The sequence below is a fragment of the Kitasatospora sp. NBC_01300 genome (assembly GCF_041435235.1).
Taxonomy (GTDB): domain Bacteria; phylum Actinomycetota; class Actinomycetes; order Streptomycetales; family Streptomycetaceae; genus Kitasatospora.
In genome coordinates, this window is sequence record NZ_CP108409.1 from 768,206 (window position 1) to 785,137 (window position 16,932).

Sequence of the window (16,932 nt, forward strand, 5' to 3'; positions counted from 1 at the left end):
CCGGTCGACCGGCGCCATTAAACCGGGGGGCGGGTGCGACCGGCGCCGGGCTGGTGGGCGCCGGACTCACGGGCGCCGGTCGCGGGGCGTCAGTTGGGCATCGGGCGCGGGCGGCTGGCGGGGGGATCCGAGGGGATGTCGTCCACGCTGGGCAGGTTCTTCAGGAGCCAGTGGACGCTGTTGTCACCGCCGAGTTCGGGGAAGTCGACGACGGCGGTCTCGCAGAGCCAGAGCAGGTGCTCCTTCATGGTCGGGTGCCCCTTGGCCTTCTGCTCCGCCGCGAAGTCGTAGTACTCGAAGGTGGGGGCGGCACAGGTCCCGTCCCAGGCGGGGTCGTCGCTGCCCGGGGTCGTCATGAGGAGTTCCGCGAGGGGGTAGAGCACACCGCTCATCGCGGCGATGAAGGTGCGCTCCAGGTGGTAGCGGGTGTTCCGCTGGTTCGGGTTGAAGTTCGACTGGACGTCGTAGAGCTTGTCGAGCATGGCCAGGGTGTAGCAGTAGGCGGCGTTGAAGAGGACGGCCAGGCCTGCGGCCGGTCCGGAGAAGTCCTTCACCCGGGGATCGCCGGGGACGTTGCGGACCTGCCCGATGACCTCGATGCCCTGTTCGATCCTCTTGAACTTCGCGTAGTGCGAGAGCTCGTCGAGGCCGGGGCGCGGGTTGATCGGGTCGATCGGGACGGTGGCCTTCTTCGGGTCCACGCCCTCGCCCTGCTCGACCACCATCCTCAGAGCGCTCTCGGCGGTCTGGAGGTCGGTGATGACCACGGGTTCGCCGCCGCCGTCGTGGTTCCAGTACGCGCTCTCGTACTGCCAGGGGGCGTTCGCCTTCGCGTACTTCCACACGTTGTCCGGGTCGACCTCGGTCAGGTGCTTGAGGCCGACCTCGATCGCCTTGTAGAACTGGCCGAGCGTGTTGTACTCGTCCGGTTGCGGCGCGGCGCCCTTCTCGGCGGGCAGTTCCAGCGGCAGGAACACCCGGTTCATCAGATCCCTGCTGCACGGCTCCAGGTGGAGGGTCAGCGGCGGAGTCCGATGGAGCATCAGGCTCGGGTACTTGGGGATGAAGTCCGGGTCGTAGAAGACGACCCGGTCCGCTCCGCCGAGCGCGATGATCAGGTTGCGCACCAGGCACAGGTGCAGCATCTCCTCGATCGCGATGCTGATGATCGTGCGCTGCGCGGAGATTCCCGGGTCCCACTGGCTGTGGCCCTTGGTGCCGATGGAGTAGGCCGCGTACAGGTACATCGGGACGGTCGACAGCTCGACCTGGGCCGCCTGGTACAGGTGGTCGAGCAGGGTGTCGATGTCCTCGATCGGTTGATCGGCCTTGATCGTGCTGATCGGGGTGACGGCGAAGGGGATGTCGGCCTGGCGACGGGTGGCGGGCTTGGTGGTCGTCATACCTCGGCTCCGTTCGGTTCCGGGCGCTCGGGGCGCGGTGGGGGCGGTGAGGGCGGTGAGGGCGGTGCGAGTGGCGGACCGGTCCGGGCGGGGCGGTCCGGGCGGTCGGTGTAGGAGTGCTCGGTGTTCGAGGAGGCGAGGAGCGCGCGCCGGACGTCCTCGGTCAGCTCCGTCACGTGGACACCGTGGTCCCGGCGGCGCAGCAGCAGGAGTACGGGGCGTGCGGCCGGCGGCTGCGGGTCCTCGCCGCGGGCCACCGCGGCCGCGTAGTGGTGCACGGGGTGGCGACAGGCCAGTACGCGGCACGCGCGGGCCGGCTCGGCGTCGTACACCTCGGCGAAGGCCCGTTCATATCCCGCGAGTTCGACGATCAGCTGGACCCAGGGGTCGACGTCGCGGCCCGGTGGGTCGCGGTCGGGTCTGGTGGTCGCGAGGTGTGTCGCGAAGCCGTCGGCGAAGTGTTCCAGGGTCCAGCTGCGGGGCGGGCAGGTGTTCAGGTACTCGGTGGCGAGCGCGTCGAAGGCCTCCGGCCCCAGGAGTCGGCGCAGCGCGGGGAAGCAGGAGCGCAGGCAGGCCAGCAGGCGCAGCCGGTAGCCGCGACGGTAGACGTCCAGCCGTTCGTCGGCGGTGAGCCGGCTGGACGGTGTGAGCACTTGGGCGGTGGCCGCGCCGCCCTCCTGGTCCGGGCCGGTGGCGTGGAGGACGGCGGCCTGCAGCCAGTGCTGGAGTTCGGCCAGGTGCAGCGGCGCCCCTTCGACCGTCGACATGTCAGACTCCCGTCGCGACGGGAGCGTTCGTCGGATCGAGGGCCCGTCGGCGCGCCTTGTCGAGTTCCGCCACCAGTTCGGGGAAGGGCGGCAGGTGGTCGTCCCACTCCAGCAGGGTGGACACGGGCCCGGTCAGCGCGATCGCCGCGTCGTACAGCTCCCACACGGCCGGTGCGACCGGTCCGTCATGGGTGTCGATCAGATGTGTGCCCGCGTCGGTGTGACCGGCCAGATGGATCTGCACGACCCGGTCGTGCGGGAGTGCTCCGAGGTAGGCGCGCGGATCGGTGTCGTGGTTGACGGCCGACACGTACACGTTGTTGACGTCCAGCAGGAGCCCGCAGTCGGCCTCGACCGCCAGCCGCGCGACGAACTCCTCCTCCGGCATGGTCGATGCGGCGAAGCCCACGTACGTGCTGGGGTTCTCCAGCACCAGCGGGCGCTCCAGGAAGTCCTGCACGGTCCTGACCCTTCGCACCAGGTGCGTCAGCGCGGCCTCGGTGAAGGGGACCGGCAGCAGGTCGTGGGTGTTGAGCCCGGCGACCCCGGTGAAGCACACGTGGTCCGACACCCAGGCGGCGCCCACCGTGTCGGCCAGCTGCCGGAGCCGCCTCAGGTAGTCGAAGTCCAGGGGCTCCACGCTCCCGATCGACAGCGACACCCCGTGCATGACCAGGGGGTGCCGCTCGGCGACCCGGTCCAGTACGTGACGCGGGTGGCCGTGGGAGTCGAGGTGGTTCTCGGAGATGATCTCCAGCCACTCGGCGCCCAGCCCGTCGCCGAGGTGGTCCAGTACGTACCGGTGGTGCGGGCTGCGCAGGCCGACACCGAACCCCAGGTTCGGCAGGTCGAAGCGGGACACCCTGCCGTGCCGCTCGCCCTGGTGGGGCTCCGTCACGCGGTCGCCTCGTCCGACGGCAGCGGCAGCACCTGCGGCTTGCTCCGGTCGAGCCTGCTCTTCCTCCGCTCGGCCTCGTTCACCTCGTACGGCGGGACGAGGTCGTCCGGGTAGCCCTCGCCCGGGGACGGGCCGAACGGGAGGCCGGCGGCGTACATCCGGGCCTCGAACAGCTGGCGGGCGAGCTTCCAGACGCTCTTGCCCTTCAGCGGGCCGCCCGCGAACACCCGGCTGACGTTGATCGGGCTCGCGCAGCTGCCGTTCTGCCGACAGGCCTGGTCGCCCGGCTTGGCGAGTTCCGCGTCGGGGCCGGTGTAGCCGCACCCGCCCTGTCCGCGGCACTCGTTGGCGCCGTGGCACACGTGCAGGACGGTGGCACAGGCCCCCATGCCCGCCATCGGCGCCTTCTCGTCGATGTCGTGGTTGCGGCAGGCGTTCAGGCCCATGCACACATGGAGTTCGAGGGCCTTCTGCAGATCGGCCGCGGACACGCGCGGCCCGCCGGCCTCGTGCGCGGCGTGCCGCAGCGCGATCCCGTCGTCGCCGCCGAGGATCACACGTTCGATCTCCGCCAGCTCCTCGGGGCCCAGGTCCGGGAAGCCGTCACCGTCGGCCTTCCTGCCACCGTTCTCCCTGCCACTCACGAGTACCTCCTCGATCGCCTTGGCTCGGGCACCCACGGCGGTGCGATTCCGCCGCGATGTGACGCGATGTGAGGTGGCGCGATCTCACACGATGTGACGCGCGCCACAGCCGCCAAGGTGATCACAGCCGGGGGCGGGCTGGATAGCGCCAAATGAGTAGTGTGCGAATTATTTCAGTCGGGCGCAGCGCCCGGACGTCGTCCGCGTCGGAGCGGGGCCCGCCCCGGTGGCGGCGGCGGACGCCTGCGCCGACGGCAGGCGTCAGGACGGGAGGTATCAGGACGGCAGGGTGTCAGGACGGGAGGGTCCAGCGCTGGTTGGGGCCGCCGTGGCAGTCCCAGATCTGCAGCCTGGTCCAGTCGGCGCCGCTGCCGTCGCGGGCGTCGAGGCAGCGGCCGGAGGCCGGGTTGAGGAGCGTGCCGTCCGGGCGTGGCTGCCAGCGCTGGGCGCCGGTGCCGTTGCAGTCGTAGAGCTGGGCGGGCGTCCCGGCGGCGGTCCAGCCGTTGGTGACGTCCAGGCACTTGCCGAGGGCCCGCAGGGAGCCGTCCTGCCCGACGGTCCAGTCCTGGGCGCCGGTGGAGTTGCAGCGGTAGAGCTGGACGGCGGTGCCGTTGGCCGTGTCGGCGCGGTTGAGGTCCACGCACTGCCCGGCGATGCCGGTCACCCGGCCGCTCGGGCGGGGGGTGGCCCAGCTCTGTTCGGCGCCCCCCGAGCAGGTCCGCAGCAGCAGCCGGCCGTCGGCGGCCGCGAGGCAGCGGCCGGACGCCGGGTGGAGGATCGAGGAGCCCGGACCCGGGCGCCACACCTGGTCGGCGCCCGCGGTGCAGTCCCGCAGCCGGACGGCGGCGCCGTCGTCCGGGCCCGCCGGGGTCAGGCAGCCGTCGAGGGCGCGGACGCTGCCGTCCGAGCCGACCGTGGCGTCCTGGGCCGCCGTGCCCGCGCAGCCGGCCAGCCCTACCGCCTCGTTGCCGTCCGCGGCGGCGGCGCCCGCGTCCAGACAGGACCCGTCGGCGCCGGTGATCCGCCCGGACCAGGTGGAGACGGCCGGCGCGCCCGGGACGTCCACCGCACCCTGCAGCTTCGGCGCGCGCGAGGAGGAGCCGACCATGAGGCCGTACCGCCCGCCGGGCACCTGCCAGCCGTGCACGCCGGTGTCCCAGACCGCGAAGGAGGAGCGGTCCAGCGGCAGTTCCACGTGCGTCGACCGGCCGGGCGCCAGCGTGACCTTGTCGAAGGCCTTGAGCTGCTGCGGCGGCTCGCCGGCGACGGACGGGAAGGAGACGTACAGCTGCGGCACCTCGGTGCCGGTCCGGGCGCCCTGGTTGGCGAGGTCGAAGCCGACCCGCACCCGGCCGGCGGCGTCCGGGCCGGTCACGGTGAGGTTGCTGTAGCCGAAGGTGGTGTACGAGAGGCCGTGGCCGAAGGGGAACAGCGGGGCGGTGGCGGTCGCGTCGTACCAGCGGTACCCGACCGCGAGCTGCTCGGTGTAGTGGTAGGCGCCGTCCGTGCCGGGGTACTGGGAGGCGTCCCGGATCGGCGTGGCCGCCGCCGAGGTCGGGAAGGTGACGGGCAGCCGCCCCGCCGGATCGACGTCGCCGAACAGCACGTCGGCGAGCGCGGTACCGCTCTGCTCGCCCGGGTACCAGGCCTCGACCACCGCCGGCACCGCGTCCAGCCACGGCATGGTGACCGGCCCGCCGGTGTCGAGCACCACCACCGTCCGCGGGTTGGCGCGGGCGACGGCGCGGATCAGCGCGTCGTCCGCCGGGGCGAGGTCCAGCGAGCCGCGGTCCGCGCCCTCGGTCTCCTCGTCGCCGACCACCACCACCGCGACGTCCGCCCCGGCGGCCACCGCGGCGGCCGCGTTCGCGTCGTCGCCCGGGTGGTAGCGCACCGCGACGCCCGCACCGGCCCGGGCGGCGATGCCCTGGCGCGGCGTCACCACCTGGTCGGGGTAGGGGGCGACGTGCGAGGAGCCGTAGCCGCCGGTGTAGGCGTGGTCGGCCCACGGGCCGATCACCGCGACGGACGACAGGTGCGCGGCGTCCAGCGGCAGCACCGACCCCTGGTTGCGCAGCAGCACCGTCCCGGCGGCGGCCGCCGCCCGGGCGTCGCGCGCGCCGGCGGCGGGGTCGGCGGCGGGCGGCTGGCCCCCGTCCAGCGCCCCGGTCCGGACCATCAGCCGCAGCACCCGCCGCACCTGGTCGTCCAGGACGGCCGGGGCGAGCCGGCCGTCGGCCACGGCGGCGGCCAGGTCGGCGAAGTACGTCGTACCGCCGAACTCCTGGTCCAGCCCGCCCGTCGCGGCGTTCACCGAGGAGTGCGTGGCCGGGTAGTCGGAGCCGACCACCCCGTCGAACCCCCAGCGGCCCTTCAGCACGTCCCGCAGCAGCGGGAAGTTCTCGCAGGCCCAGATGCTGTTGACCGGGTTGTAGCCGCACATCGCCGACCAGGCCCGGCCGTCCCGGACGGCCGCCTGGAAGGCGGGCAGCTCCATCTCGGCCAGCGTCCGCTCGTCCACCTCCGAGCTGTAGGACTGCCGGTTGTTCTCCTGGTTGTTCGCCGCGAAGTGCTTCACCTGGGCCGCGACGCCCTGCGCCTGGATGCCGCGGACCTCCGCCGCCGCGACCCGCCCGGCGAGGAACGGGTCCTCCCCCAGCGTCTCGAAGTTCCGCCCGCCCTGCGGCACGCGCACGAGGTTGACCATCGGCGCGTACAGCACCTGGTAGCCGCGCGCCCGGGCCTCGCGGCCCAGCACCGCGCCGTAGGTGGCGGCGAGCCCCGGGTCGAAGGCGGCGGCCAGCGACACCGGTGCCGGCAGCGCCGTCGCCGGCTGCCCGTCCCGCACGCCGGCCGGGCCGTCGGACAGCAGCAGCGGCGGGATGCCCAGCCGTGGCACGCCCCGGACGTAGCCGACCGAGTACACCCCGTTCGGTGCGGCGATCCCCTGCAGCAGCGTCGCCTTCTCGTCGGTGGTCAGCTGGCCGAGGAGCGCTTCGATCCGCTGCTCCGGCGACGGCCCGCCCTGCGACGGCCCGCCGTGCGACGCCCCGTCCTGGGACCGCCCGTCCTGGGACTGCCCGCCGTGCGGCGCCGGACCGGCCGGTCCGGCGACCGCTGGGAACATGCCGGAGCCGGAGGCGGCCGCCAGGAGGCAGCCGCTGAGTCCGAAACGGAGTATTCGCGTCCACGAGGAGATACGCCGCATGGCAGCACCTTTCGACGAAGGCGGGCCGAGCCGGGAGGGCCGGGAAATGTGACGGCCAGTCAAATTTACGGCGTATTAACACTTACCGGCAGGTAGCGCGCAAGGGCGCGTCGGATGCACCAAGGGCGCAGACAGTCACCGAGGGGCGCAGGCGGGGCGCGGGCGGCGTCGTCCCGGCCGTCGTTGACGCGTCGTCTATCCGCTGTCAACACGCCGACCCTAGCTTGTCCGCGCCCCGTGATGCGGGCGTTATACGGAAGAAAGTTGAGGCGCGATCAGTGAGATTCCCCTTGGTGCGGCCGCGCGGGCGGTGGCCCGAACGGTTGGCCGCCATAGGCATGGCCGTGTTCCTGGCGTTCACGTCGATGTCCATGCTGAGCGCTCCGCCCGCGTCCGCGTCGACGGAGGACACGGTGTACGCGGCCCGGTACCTGAAGTTCATCGACGAGGTGCGGGCCAATGCGACCCTCCCGCTGCTCGATGCCCAGGCCGCAGCCGAGCACGATGTCCGTCAGGCCCAGGAAGGGACAGAGGGATTCGTAGAGATCCCGCTCACCTGGCTCGAGGAACTCGATCCGACGACGGATCGCCAGCCGGCCAGCCTGTACGTGCGCCGGAGCGATCTGTACATCGTGGGGTTCCTGAGGCCCGCCATGGGCGACGAGAGGCAAGGGCGGTTCTTCCGGTTCCGCGAGGTGAGGGGCCTTACGGCACCGGAGGGCTACGAAGAGGTCGACCTCGGATACAACGACAGGTACAACGACGCGAACGGCCTCGACGACCAGAACACCGTGACGATCAACCGCTCCGATCTCCAGATCGCCGCGGAGGCGCTGCGCACGGCGAGGAACAATCACGACTACCGCCAGTACCTGCGTGGGCACCTCCTGCGGCTGGCCGTGGGTGTGGCCGAAGCGGCCCGGTTCCAGCCCATCCGCGACGGCATCTACCGCGCTCTTGCGAACGGCGGGACGTGGCACGCCAACGAGACCGTGTGGCGGGACAACGAGACCGTTCCCGACGCGGTGCGGCAGGTCGTCACCGGCGGTTGGCTCACCAATCACTGGAACGACCTGAGCCGGTTCGTCACGGCCTGGATGCGGACCCCGGGCGCTGATCTGGAGACCCCCTACGACGGGGGCGTGCTCGACACGGCGTTGCGGGGTGTCCCCTTCACCATAGGGAAGGTCCTGGTGATCCTCGCGACCGTGCACGTCGAGGCGGCGGCCGTGCCCGGCCCCGGCTGCCGACGGCCGTTCCAGCTGGGGTCCGACGCGGCCTCCGCCGGGCCGGACACGTGCACCGCCCGGTACAAGCCCATCGACGCCGCGGTGTCGGTCAGCGACTCGCGTGGCACGGTGATCCTGTTCAAGGGGCCGAGCTTCCAGTACATGATCGGGTCCCGGGACTGGCCGTGGGCACTGGACGGGAAGCCGAGCAGCATTGTCCAGGCCTGTCCGGCACTGCGGGGCACGGACTTCGCCCTCGGGGTCGACGCGGCCCTCCGGCTTCCGGACTACCCGGACGACCTGCTGCTGTTCCGGGGCGACCAGTACCTTCGCCTCCGGCTCGGGACGGGAGCGTTCGGCAGGAAGACCCTGGAGGGCTGCTCCGCGGTGACCAAGCCGGCCGCCATCGGGGACGCCTTCAAACCGTTGAAGGGCACCGTCTTCGCGAACGGCGTCGACACCGCGGTCTCCGTCACCGGAAGCCAGGTCTACTTCTTCAAAGGGGACCAGTACGCCCTCGTCCAGGTCGACCTCGGCGGGACCGGGGACAGGATCGTGAACGGTCCGAAGACCATCGCGGACAACTGGTCCGCGCTGAAGGCGGCCGGCTTCTTCCGGGACCTGGACGCCGCCTTCTCCGTGCCCCGGCCCGTAGGGGGTAGTTCGTCGTCCTCCACGGAAACCGTGTTCATCAAGAACGGCGCCTTCGTCTCCATGGAGGTCCATCCCGGCACGGTGGACGACGACTACATCTCGGCCGGCATGATCGACGACGACTGGTACTACTTCAGGAACTCGCTCTTCTCTGCAGGAAACGGTGCCACCCGCATCCCGGACAGCATGCACCGACCGTCCAAGGGGCTTGCCCCGGGCCCGATCAAGGGCCTGGCGGGCAAGTGCCTGGACGTCAAGGACGGCTCCCGCGACAACGGGACCCCGGTCCGGCTCCAGGACTGCAAGGGCGGTGATGCCCAGACGTGGTCGGTGCCCGGTGACAGCACGGTCCAGGCCTTGGGCCTGTGCCTGGACGCGGACCACTCCGGGAAGGACTACGGCACCAAGGTGCAGCTGTGGGGCTGCAACGGCAGCGACGCCCAGAAGTGGACCCGCACCGCGGCCCGGGAGCTGAAGAACGTCAACGCCGGTCTGTGCCTGGACGTACCCGGCTCGGTGTCCGACGACGGGCGGCAGTTGCAGCTGTACGGCTGCAACGGCAGCGACGCCCAGAAGTGGGTGCTCAACGACCCGTCGGGCACCGACCGGCCCACGCCCGTGAACGGCGACGCCGGCTCCCCCTTCGACGACTCCGCCGACGACCGCGGCACCAAGCCCGCCACCTCCGGCGACTGCCGCCCCGAGGGCATGACGCCCACCGCGGGCGTCGCCGCCCGCTACTGCGACGTCTACGACAACGCCGGCCGGGAGTGGGTCGGCAACAACCGCACCCGTCGTACGGTCGGGTACTTCACCGGATGGCGCACCGGGACGAAGGGAGACCCCACGTACCTGGCGTCCAACATCCCGTGGTCGAAGGTGACGCACGTCAACTACGCCTTCGCCCGCGTCGAGGACAACCGGATCTCCGTCGGCGACGTGAACGACCCGAAGAACCCGGCGACCGGCATGACCTGGGACGGCGACCGGAACGCCATGGATCCGTCCCTGCCGTACAAGGGGCACTTCAACCTGCTGAACACCTACAAGAAGAAGCACCCGGCCGTGAAGACGCTGATCTCCGTCGGCGGCTGGGCGGACACACGCAACTTCTACGCGATGGCCACCAACGCCGACGGCTCGGTGAACCAGGCGGGCATCGACGCGTTCGCCGACTCCGTGACGGACTTCCTCGACCGGTACGGGTTCAACGGCGTCGACATCGACTACGAGTACCCCACCGCCCTTCCCAGCACGGGCAATCCGAACGACTGGGACGTCTCCAACCCGCGCCGCAAGGGCCTCCAGCAGGGCTACACCTCGCTGATGAAGACCCTGCGGACCAAGCTGGACCAGTCCGGCACGGCCAAGGGCCGCTACTACCTGCTGACCTCGGCCGGGTCCGCCTCCGGCTACCTCGTGCGCGGGCTGGACGCCGGGCAGGCGCTGCAGTACCAGGACTACGTCAACGTCATGAGCTACGACCTGCACGGCTCCTGGAACAAGTACGTCGGCCCGCAGGCCCCGCTCCACGACGACGGCAGGGACAACGAGCTGGCCGACGCCGGGATCTACAACGACCAGGCGCCCGACACCAAGGACTACCAGAAGAACGGCTACTTCAACGTCGACTGGGCCTACCACTACTACCGCGGCGCCCTCCCGCCCGGCCGCATCAACCTCGGCATCCCCTACTACTCCCGCGGCTGGCAGAGCGTGCAGGGCGGCACGGACGGACTGTGGGGCACCTCCGCCATGCCGGACCAGTCCAAGTGCCCGCTGGGCGTCGGCGGCCGGGGCCCGGCCAACGGCCAGGACTGCGGTCTCGGCGCGACCGGCATCGACAACGTGTGGCACGACACCGAGGACGGCCGCGAGGTCGGCGCCGGGTCGAACCCGCTGTGGCACACCAAGAACCTCCAGGACGGCCGCACCCCCGGCTACCTGAAGTCCTACGGGGTCGACCCGGCCACCGACGCCGGCAGGCTGACCGGCAGCTACGCCGAGAAGTACTCCGACCCGCTCCAGTCGTCGTGGCTGTGGAACGACAGCAGGAAGGTGTTCCTCTCCACGGAGAACGAGAAGTCGATCGACGCCAAGGTGAAGTACATCGCGGACAAGGGCGTCGGCGGCGCCATGATCTGGGAGCTCGCCGGCGACTACACCAAGCGCTCCAACGGCGAGTGGGGCATGGGCTACGACCTGACCACCCGCCTCGACAACGCGCTCAAGGGCGCGGGGGCGTACGGCAACACCACCGGCGGCGGCAAGCCGCTGCCCTCCCAGGTGATCGACGTCAAGGCCGAGCTGGTGGACTTCCCCACCGACGTCGGGGACATGTGGCCGATCCAGCCGAAGCTGCGGATCACCAACAACTCCAAGGTCGCCCTCGTCCAGGGCACGGAGATCTCCTTCGACCTCCCCACCTCCGCCCCGCCGGTGGTGAAGGACGGGGCCTGGAAGGAGATGAGCGGCATCGTCCCCGGTCACACCGGGCCCAACGCGGGCGGGCTGAAGGGCGACTTCCACCGGGTGACCATCAAGCTCGGCTACTGCGAGGACGTGCCCGCCGGCCGGTCGAAGGACATCGACGTCAAGTACTACCTGCCCATCACCGGCCCGGCGAACGTCACCTTCAGGATCGCGGGCAAGGACTTCGGGTCCACCGGTGACCGGCGCAGGGCGGTGACGACGGTCGATCCTCCGGCGGTGTCCGGCACCGGCCAGTGCCAGGCCGCGCCGTGGCAGGCGCACGCCTACAACCCCAACCCCTCCTTCGCGTTCTGGCAGACCGGCGACAAGTGGATCATCGAGGACCGCAACAGCGGCAACGTCCTCGACCACCCGGGCAGTTGGACCGACGCCCACCTGTCGATGAAGCAGACCGGCAACGCCAACCAGCTGTGGACGGTGAGCGAGGACGACCAGGGCTGGTACCACATCAAGTCCGCCACCAGCGGCCACGACCAGTGCCTCGGCGCCACCACGGCCAGGGGCACGCTCACGGTGCGGGACTGCGACGGGAAGGTCGACCAGTGGTGGCGGCTGGTGCCGCTCAGCACGGACCAGGCCACCGCGGGCAAGCCGATGCTGGACCGGTGGGTCACCGGTGGCGCCAAGCACGGCAGCTCCTACGCGCTGGGCAGCTTCGCAGACGGGACCGACTGGTGGAAGACCCCGGCCTACCTCGCCGCCCCCGCCAACAGCGCCACCGCCTCCAGTACGAAGATCATCGCCGGGGACACCGACGGCGCCTGGGCCTCGACGGTGTCGTGGAACGGCTTCTACTGGCGCGCCAAGTGGTGGAACAAGGCGACGGACGAGCCCGGCAGGAGCGACGCCTGGCAGAAGCTCGGCCCCACGCCGTGACCGACCCGCACCCTGACAGGAGTTGACGCCGGCGGGCCCCGGCAGAGCATCGCCGCTCTGCCGGGGCCCGTTGCGCATCGGCGCGGCCGGCCGGCTCACCCGGGTGCAGGTGTCAGGGGGTGCCGGGCCGGGTGGGCGTCAGGTCGGCGACCAGGAGCGTCAGCAGGTCCGTCGGCGCCTCGATGAAGCGGTAGTGGCCTCCCTCCAGGAGTTCGAAGGTCGTCTCGCCGCAGGCCGACCAGCCGGTCATCAGTGACGGCTCGATGCCCGTGTCCTGGGTCCAGCCGATGGCGGTGATCGGGGACGGCAGCCGGACCGGCTCGGCCACGTGGTACCGCTTGTTCATGTCGACGTCGTTCCGCAGGACGCCGAGGTAGAGCGCGAGCAGGCTCGGTTCCAGGGTGCCGCCCAGTTCCGCGACGAGCTGGCGCAGTTCGTCGGCCAGCTCGTCGTCGTCCATGCCGAGGAAGCGGCCGTAGGGGCCGTCCTGCGGCGCGACCTCGGCGGAGACGAACACCCGGGTCGGGGCGGGGCAGCCCCTTTCGACCAGCCGTACGGCGGTCTCGTACGCCGCCAACGCGGAGCCGCAGTGCCCGAACAGGGCGTAGGGGCGGTCCAGGTAGGGGCGCAGCGCCTCGCAGAGGTCGTCGGCCAGCGCCTCGTAGGTGGTGTGGGCGGGCTCGCGCATCCGGTTCTCCCGGCCGGGCAGCTGCACGGGGCAGACCTCGACGCCGTTGGCCGAGGACGGCCACTGGCGGTACATGCTCGCTCCGCACCCGGAGTAGGGCAGGCAGAACAGCCGGGCCGGTGCCACCGGCGACGGCTCGCGCAGGAACCACTTGTTGCGGGTACGGGCCGGCGGAGCGTTCACTGATGACCTTCCGGGTGGGGTTTCTTCTCGGGTGCGGCTGCGGTGGGACAGGGCCTAGCGGGTCCGCGCGGTGATCGGCAGGTGGGTGAAGCCCGCGATGATGTTCGAGCGCATGCGTCGTGGCTCCCCGGCGAGTTCGAAGCCGGTGAACCGGCCGAGCAGTTCGGCGAACAGGATCCGCAGGGCCACCCGGGCGACGGTGTGTCCGATGCAGTAGTGCGCGCCGACGCCGAACGCGATGTGCTTGTTGGGCCGCCGTCGGATGTCGAAGGTGTCCGGGTCGGCGAACACGGTCTCGTCGCGGTTGGCCGACCCCAGCCACACGACGACCGCGTCCCCCTCGGCGATCGGCACGCCCCGGACCTCGACGTCGCGGGTGGCGTGGCGCATGAAGTGCTGGGTGGGCGAGGCCCATCGCAGGGACTCCTCCACGCCGCTGCCGAGCAGCTCCGGGTGGGCCGCCCAGTCGTCCAGGACCGCCGTCCCGGCCAGTTCGACCATCGCCGCGATCGGCGGCTGGGCGGTGGTGACGGTCGCGCCGAGCAGCAGGCTGTAGCAGTTGGACACGATCTCGCCCGGCGACAGCCGGCGTCCGTCCAGTTCCATCGTGAGCAGCACGCTGATCAGGTCGTCACCCGGTGCGCGGCGACGCGCGGTGACGATGTCCTGGAAGTAGGCGAACAGTTCGCGGTGGGCGGTCACCAGGGTGGCCTGCGGTCCGGCGGCGAGCTGGAACTCGGGGTCGTCCGCGGCGATGCAGGCGTGGGCGAGCCGGACCAGTCGCGGCCAGTCCTGTTCCGGCAGCGCCATCATGGTGCCGATCACCGCCATCGGCAGGGTGGCCATGGCGGCGGCGAAGTCGAACGGGCCGCCGTCGGCCAACGGCCGGAGCAGTTCGACGATGACCCGGCGGATGGCCTCCCGGTCGTTCTCCACCGTCTTGATCGACAGCGCCTGTTGCAGCGGGCCGCGCAGGTGCGCGTGCCGGGGCGGGTCGGTCACGGCCATCTGCCGGCCGCCGGCGGGGTCGCCCTGGCCGAGGAGGTTGAGCAGGGTGCCCTGTTCGGAGGTGAACGTGTCGTGGTCGCGGAGCACCCGGTTGGCCTCGGCGTAGCCGACGACCGACCAGTAGCCGATGTCGCCGACCGGCTGCCAGCTCACCGGGGCGTGGCGGCGCAGCCGTCGCCACACCTCGTGCGCCCCGCCCGAGTGGTAGAGGTCGGGGTCGATCAGGTCGACCGGCTGCGGGGCGAGGACCGGGCATCGCGGGGTGGGGGGAACGGCCGTCATCGGGGCTGCTCCTGCCGTGCTCCGCCGGCGGGACCCGCCGTCGGACCGTCCGGGCTCTGCGTCGGACCGTCCGGGTCCGCCGTCCGCATCCGGGCGGTGAGGGCCGTCGCCAGCTCGGCGACGGTCGGCGACAGGTACAGGATCTGTGCGGGGAGGTCCACGTCGAACTCGCGCTGGGTGGCGACCAGGAGGTCGGTGGCCAGCAGGGAGTGCCCGCCGAGGTCGAAGAAGTCGTCCTCGACGCCGACCGGTTCGATGCCGAGGATGTCGCCCCACAACTCGGTCAGTCGCGTCTGCACCTCGGTGACGGGCGGGACGTACTCGTTGGCCACGTTGCGCGGGACCCGGGTGGCGCTGGGCAGGGCCCGGCGGTCGATCTTGCCGTTGCGGTTCACCGGCAGCTCGGGACGGACGAGGATCGCCCAGGGGATCAGGTAGCCCGGCAGCCTGTCCCGCAGCTCGTGGCGCAGTCGCCGGCCGAGGTCGGCGTTGCCCGCCGGGTCGGGCTGCGTGGGCACGACGTAGGCCAGGAGCCGGGTGCCGCCCGCCGGGTCGGCCTGCGGCAGCACGACCGCGTGCCGCACCTCGGCGAGCCGTTCCAGCTCGACCTCGACGGCGCGCGGTTCGGCGCGGTAGCCCTGGACCTTGACCTGGTCGTCCGCGCGTCCGACGAACTCCAGCGTGCCGTCGGGCAGCCATCGCACGAGGTCGCCGGTCCGGTACATCCGGGCCCCCGGCTCGGTCCCGAACGGGTCGGGCAGGAACCGTTCGGCCGTCGCGGCCGGGCGGCCCAGGTAGCCGCGGGCCAGGCCCGCCCCGGCCACGTACAGTTCGCCGCACTCGCCGACGGGCACCGGCCCGAGGTCGCCGTCGAGCACGGCGACCCGGGTGCCGCTGATCGGGCGTCCGATCGGCACGCTGCGCAGCTCCGGGAGGGTGCTGCTGGTCCAGCAGGTCGTGTACGTGGTGTTCTCGGTCGGCCCGTAGCCGTTGGTGAAGAGCAGCTCCGGGTAGCGGGCCAGCAGGTGCTGGACGTGGCCCGGCGAGGCCACGTCGCCCCCGGTGAGGACGTGCCGCACGTCGGCGAACGCCTCCAGGTGGGAGCTCACCATCTGGTGGAAGAGCCCGGTGGTCAGCAGCAGGACCGTCACGCGCTCGGCGCGGACGACGCGCGCCACGTGCTCCAGCGTGATGGCGACCGGGGGGAAGAGGACCAGCCGGCAGCCGTTGACGAGGGGGGCCCAGATCTCGAACGTGGACGCGTCGAACGCGACCGGCGCGAGGTGGAAGAAGACGTCCTCGGCGCGGACGTCCACCCAGTCCGCACCCCGGACGAGCCGGTCGATCGCCCGGTGGGGCACGCCGACGCCCTTGGGCTCGCCGGTGGAGCCCGAGGTGTAGCTGACGTAGGCGAGCCGGTCCGGGTCGCCGGGGCGGGCCGCAGCCGCCGGCCCTGCGGCCGGCTCCTGCGCCGGGCCGCCTTCCGTCACCGTGACGACGGTGACGGGCAGCTGCTCCCCCAGGGACTCTCCGACGATCACCATGCCCGCGCCGGCGTCCCTGAGCAGCATCGCGTGGCGGCCGGCCGGGTCGTCCGGTTCGAGCCCGAGGTACGCCCCGCCCGCGATGAGGACGGCGAGCAGGGCCACGATCAGCTCCGGCGACCGCGGCACCAGCACGCCCACGACGTCCTCCTGCGCCAGTCCGGCCGCGCGCAGCCGCCCGGCGAGCCGGTTGGCGCGGTCGTTGAGCTGCTGGTAGGTCAGGGTCCGTCCGTCGCAGGTGACGGCGGGCGCGTGCGGGGCCCGCTCCGCCTGTTCGGCGACCAGCTCGTGGATGGCCCGCGCGTCGAACGGTGGCCGTCCGCTGCCGACGAACGCCGGGATGTCGGAGGTGAGGACCGTCTTGGTCAACTGCTTCCCGCTTTCCTGTGCTGAAGTGTCCCCGTCGGGGTTGGACGCGCGACCGTGTGGGCCGTCGTTGTGGCCGTCGCCGTCGTGGTGGCCGGCGCGGTGGCCGCTGTCGGCGCTGCTCGGTGGGCGGTCGTCGCGGTGGCCGCTGCGCAGCACGTGGTGCGCGGTGTCACCGGGTGCGTCCACCGCCTCAGACCGCCGGCACGTGGAAGAAGGTGTCCCGCGCGGCGATGCGGCCCTGCGGCGTCATCCGGAAGAAGTCGGCGAACCGCAGCTCGACCTCACCGCCGTCGTGCAGCACGCCGCGGAACAGGCCGTGCACCGCCACCTCGTCGTCGGTCGTGACCACGGTGGCCAGGGTGTGCACGCCGGTGCGGATCACCCGCTGGTCGCGGTAGAAGCGTTCCAGTTCGGCGTGCCCGACCATGGGTCGGTAGCCGGGGCGGTGGTAGCGGGCGTCCGGGGTGAACAGGGCGACCAGCGCGGGCACGTCCCCGGCGTCGACGAGCTGGTAGTACCGGCGGACCTGGGACACCCCCAGTGCCGGGGCCGTCGGGGTTTTCTGGGCCATCGGGGTCTCCGGTCGTGCGGGTGTTGCCGGTGCTGCTGGTGGTGCCGGTGGTGCCGGCGTTTCGTCGGGATGGGAGAGGGTGTGGACCATGCCGAGGTGCTTCCTGTGATCGTTC

At 71.8% G+C, this 16,932-nt stretch carries 10 protein-coding genes; 1 reads left to right on the forward strand and 9 read right to left on the reverse strand.

Annotation, left to right across the window (positions count from 1 at the left end; translation table 11 throughout):
- Nucleotides 1–89 precede the first annotated feature (89 nt).
- The 5 genes from OG556_RS36990 to OG556_RS37010 form a co-directional block, all read right to left on the reverse strand.
- Nucleotides 90–1,403, reverse strand: coding sequence for a ferritin-like protein (locus tag OG556_RS36990; protein WP_331744310.1), 1,314 nt, complete (start codon nt 1,401–1,403; stop codon nt 90–92).
- Complete coding sequence (locus tag OG556_RS36995) at nt 1,400–2,170, reverse strand: DNA-binding domain-containing protein (protein ID WP_331744313.1); 771 nt, start codon at nt 2,168–2,170, stop codon at nt 1,400–1,402. The genes OG556_RS36990 and OG556_RS36995 overlap by 4 nt, the downstream gene beginning before the upstream one ends.
- A 1-nt stretch (nt 2,171) precedes the next feature.
- A complete protein-coding gene (locus OG556_RS37000; protein ID WP_331744315.1) occupies nt 2,172–3,068 on the reverse strand; it encodes a DUF692 domain-containing protein in 897 nt (298 codons plus the stop codon).
- The gene (locus tag OG556_RS37005) at nt 3,065–3,712 is read right to left on the reverse strand and encodes a hypothetical protein (protein ID WP_331744317.1); all 648 of its coding nucleotides are present in this window, start codon (nt 3,710–3,712) and stop codon (nt 3,065–3,067) included. Before OG556_RS37005 ends, OG556_RS37000 begins: the two co-directional genes overlap by 4 nt.
- Nucleotides 3,713–4,004: 292 nt before the next feature.
- Complete coding sequence (locus OG556_RS37010; protein ID WP_331744320.1) at nt 4,005–6,920, reverse strand: glycoside hydrolase family 3 C-terminal domain-containing protein; 2,916 nt, start codon at nt 6,918–6,920, stop codon at nt 4,005–4,007.
- A gap of 338 nt (nt 6,921–7,258) precedes the next feature.
- Between OG556_RS37010 and OG556_RS37015 the strand changes: the two genes are divergently transcribed.
- A complete protein-coding gene (locus OG556_RS37015; protein WP_331744322.1) occupies nt 7,259–12,172 on the forward strand; it encodes a glycosyl hydrolase family 18 protein in 4,914 nt (1,637 codons plus the stop codon).
- Between the two features lie 112 nt (nt 12,173–12,284).
- Here OG556_RS37015 and OG556_RS37020 read toward each other — a convergent pair whose 3' ends face one another.
- The 4 genes from OG556_RS37020 to OG556_RS37035 are packed head-to-tail and all read right to left on the reverse strand — an operon-like array spanning nt 12,285 to nt 16,817.
- Nucleotides 12,285–13,043, reverse strand: coding sequence for a thioesterase domain-containing protein (locus OG556_RS37020; RefSeq protein WP_331744323.1), 759 nt, complete (start codon nt 13,041–13,043; stop codon nt 12,285–12,287).
- A gap of 54 nt (nt 13,044–13,097) precedes the next feature.
- Nucleotides 13,098–14,333: a cytochrome P450 gene (locus OG556_RS37025; protein ID WP_331744325.1), complete on the reverse strand. Its 1,236-nt coding sequence runs from the start codon at nt 14,331–14,333 to the stop codon at nt 13,098–13,100.
- Nucleotides 14,330–16,432, reverse strand: a complete 2,103-nt coding sequence (locus tag OG556_RS37030; protein WP_331744327.1) for a non-ribosomal peptide synthetase — start codon at nt 16,430–16,432, stop codon at nt 14,330–14,332. The genes OG556_RS37025 and OG556_RS37030 overlap by 4 nt, the downstream gene beginning before the upstream one ends.
- A gap of 4 nt (nt 16,433–16,436) precedes the next feature.
- The gene (locus OG556_RS37035) at nt 16,437–16,817 is read right to left on the reverse strand and encodes a nuclear transport factor 2 family protein (RefSeq protein ID WP_331744329.1); all 381 of its coding nucleotides are present in this window, start codon (nt 16,815–16,817) and stop codon (nt 16,437–16,439) included.
- Between the last annotated feature and the right edge of the window lie 115 nt (nt 16,818–16,932).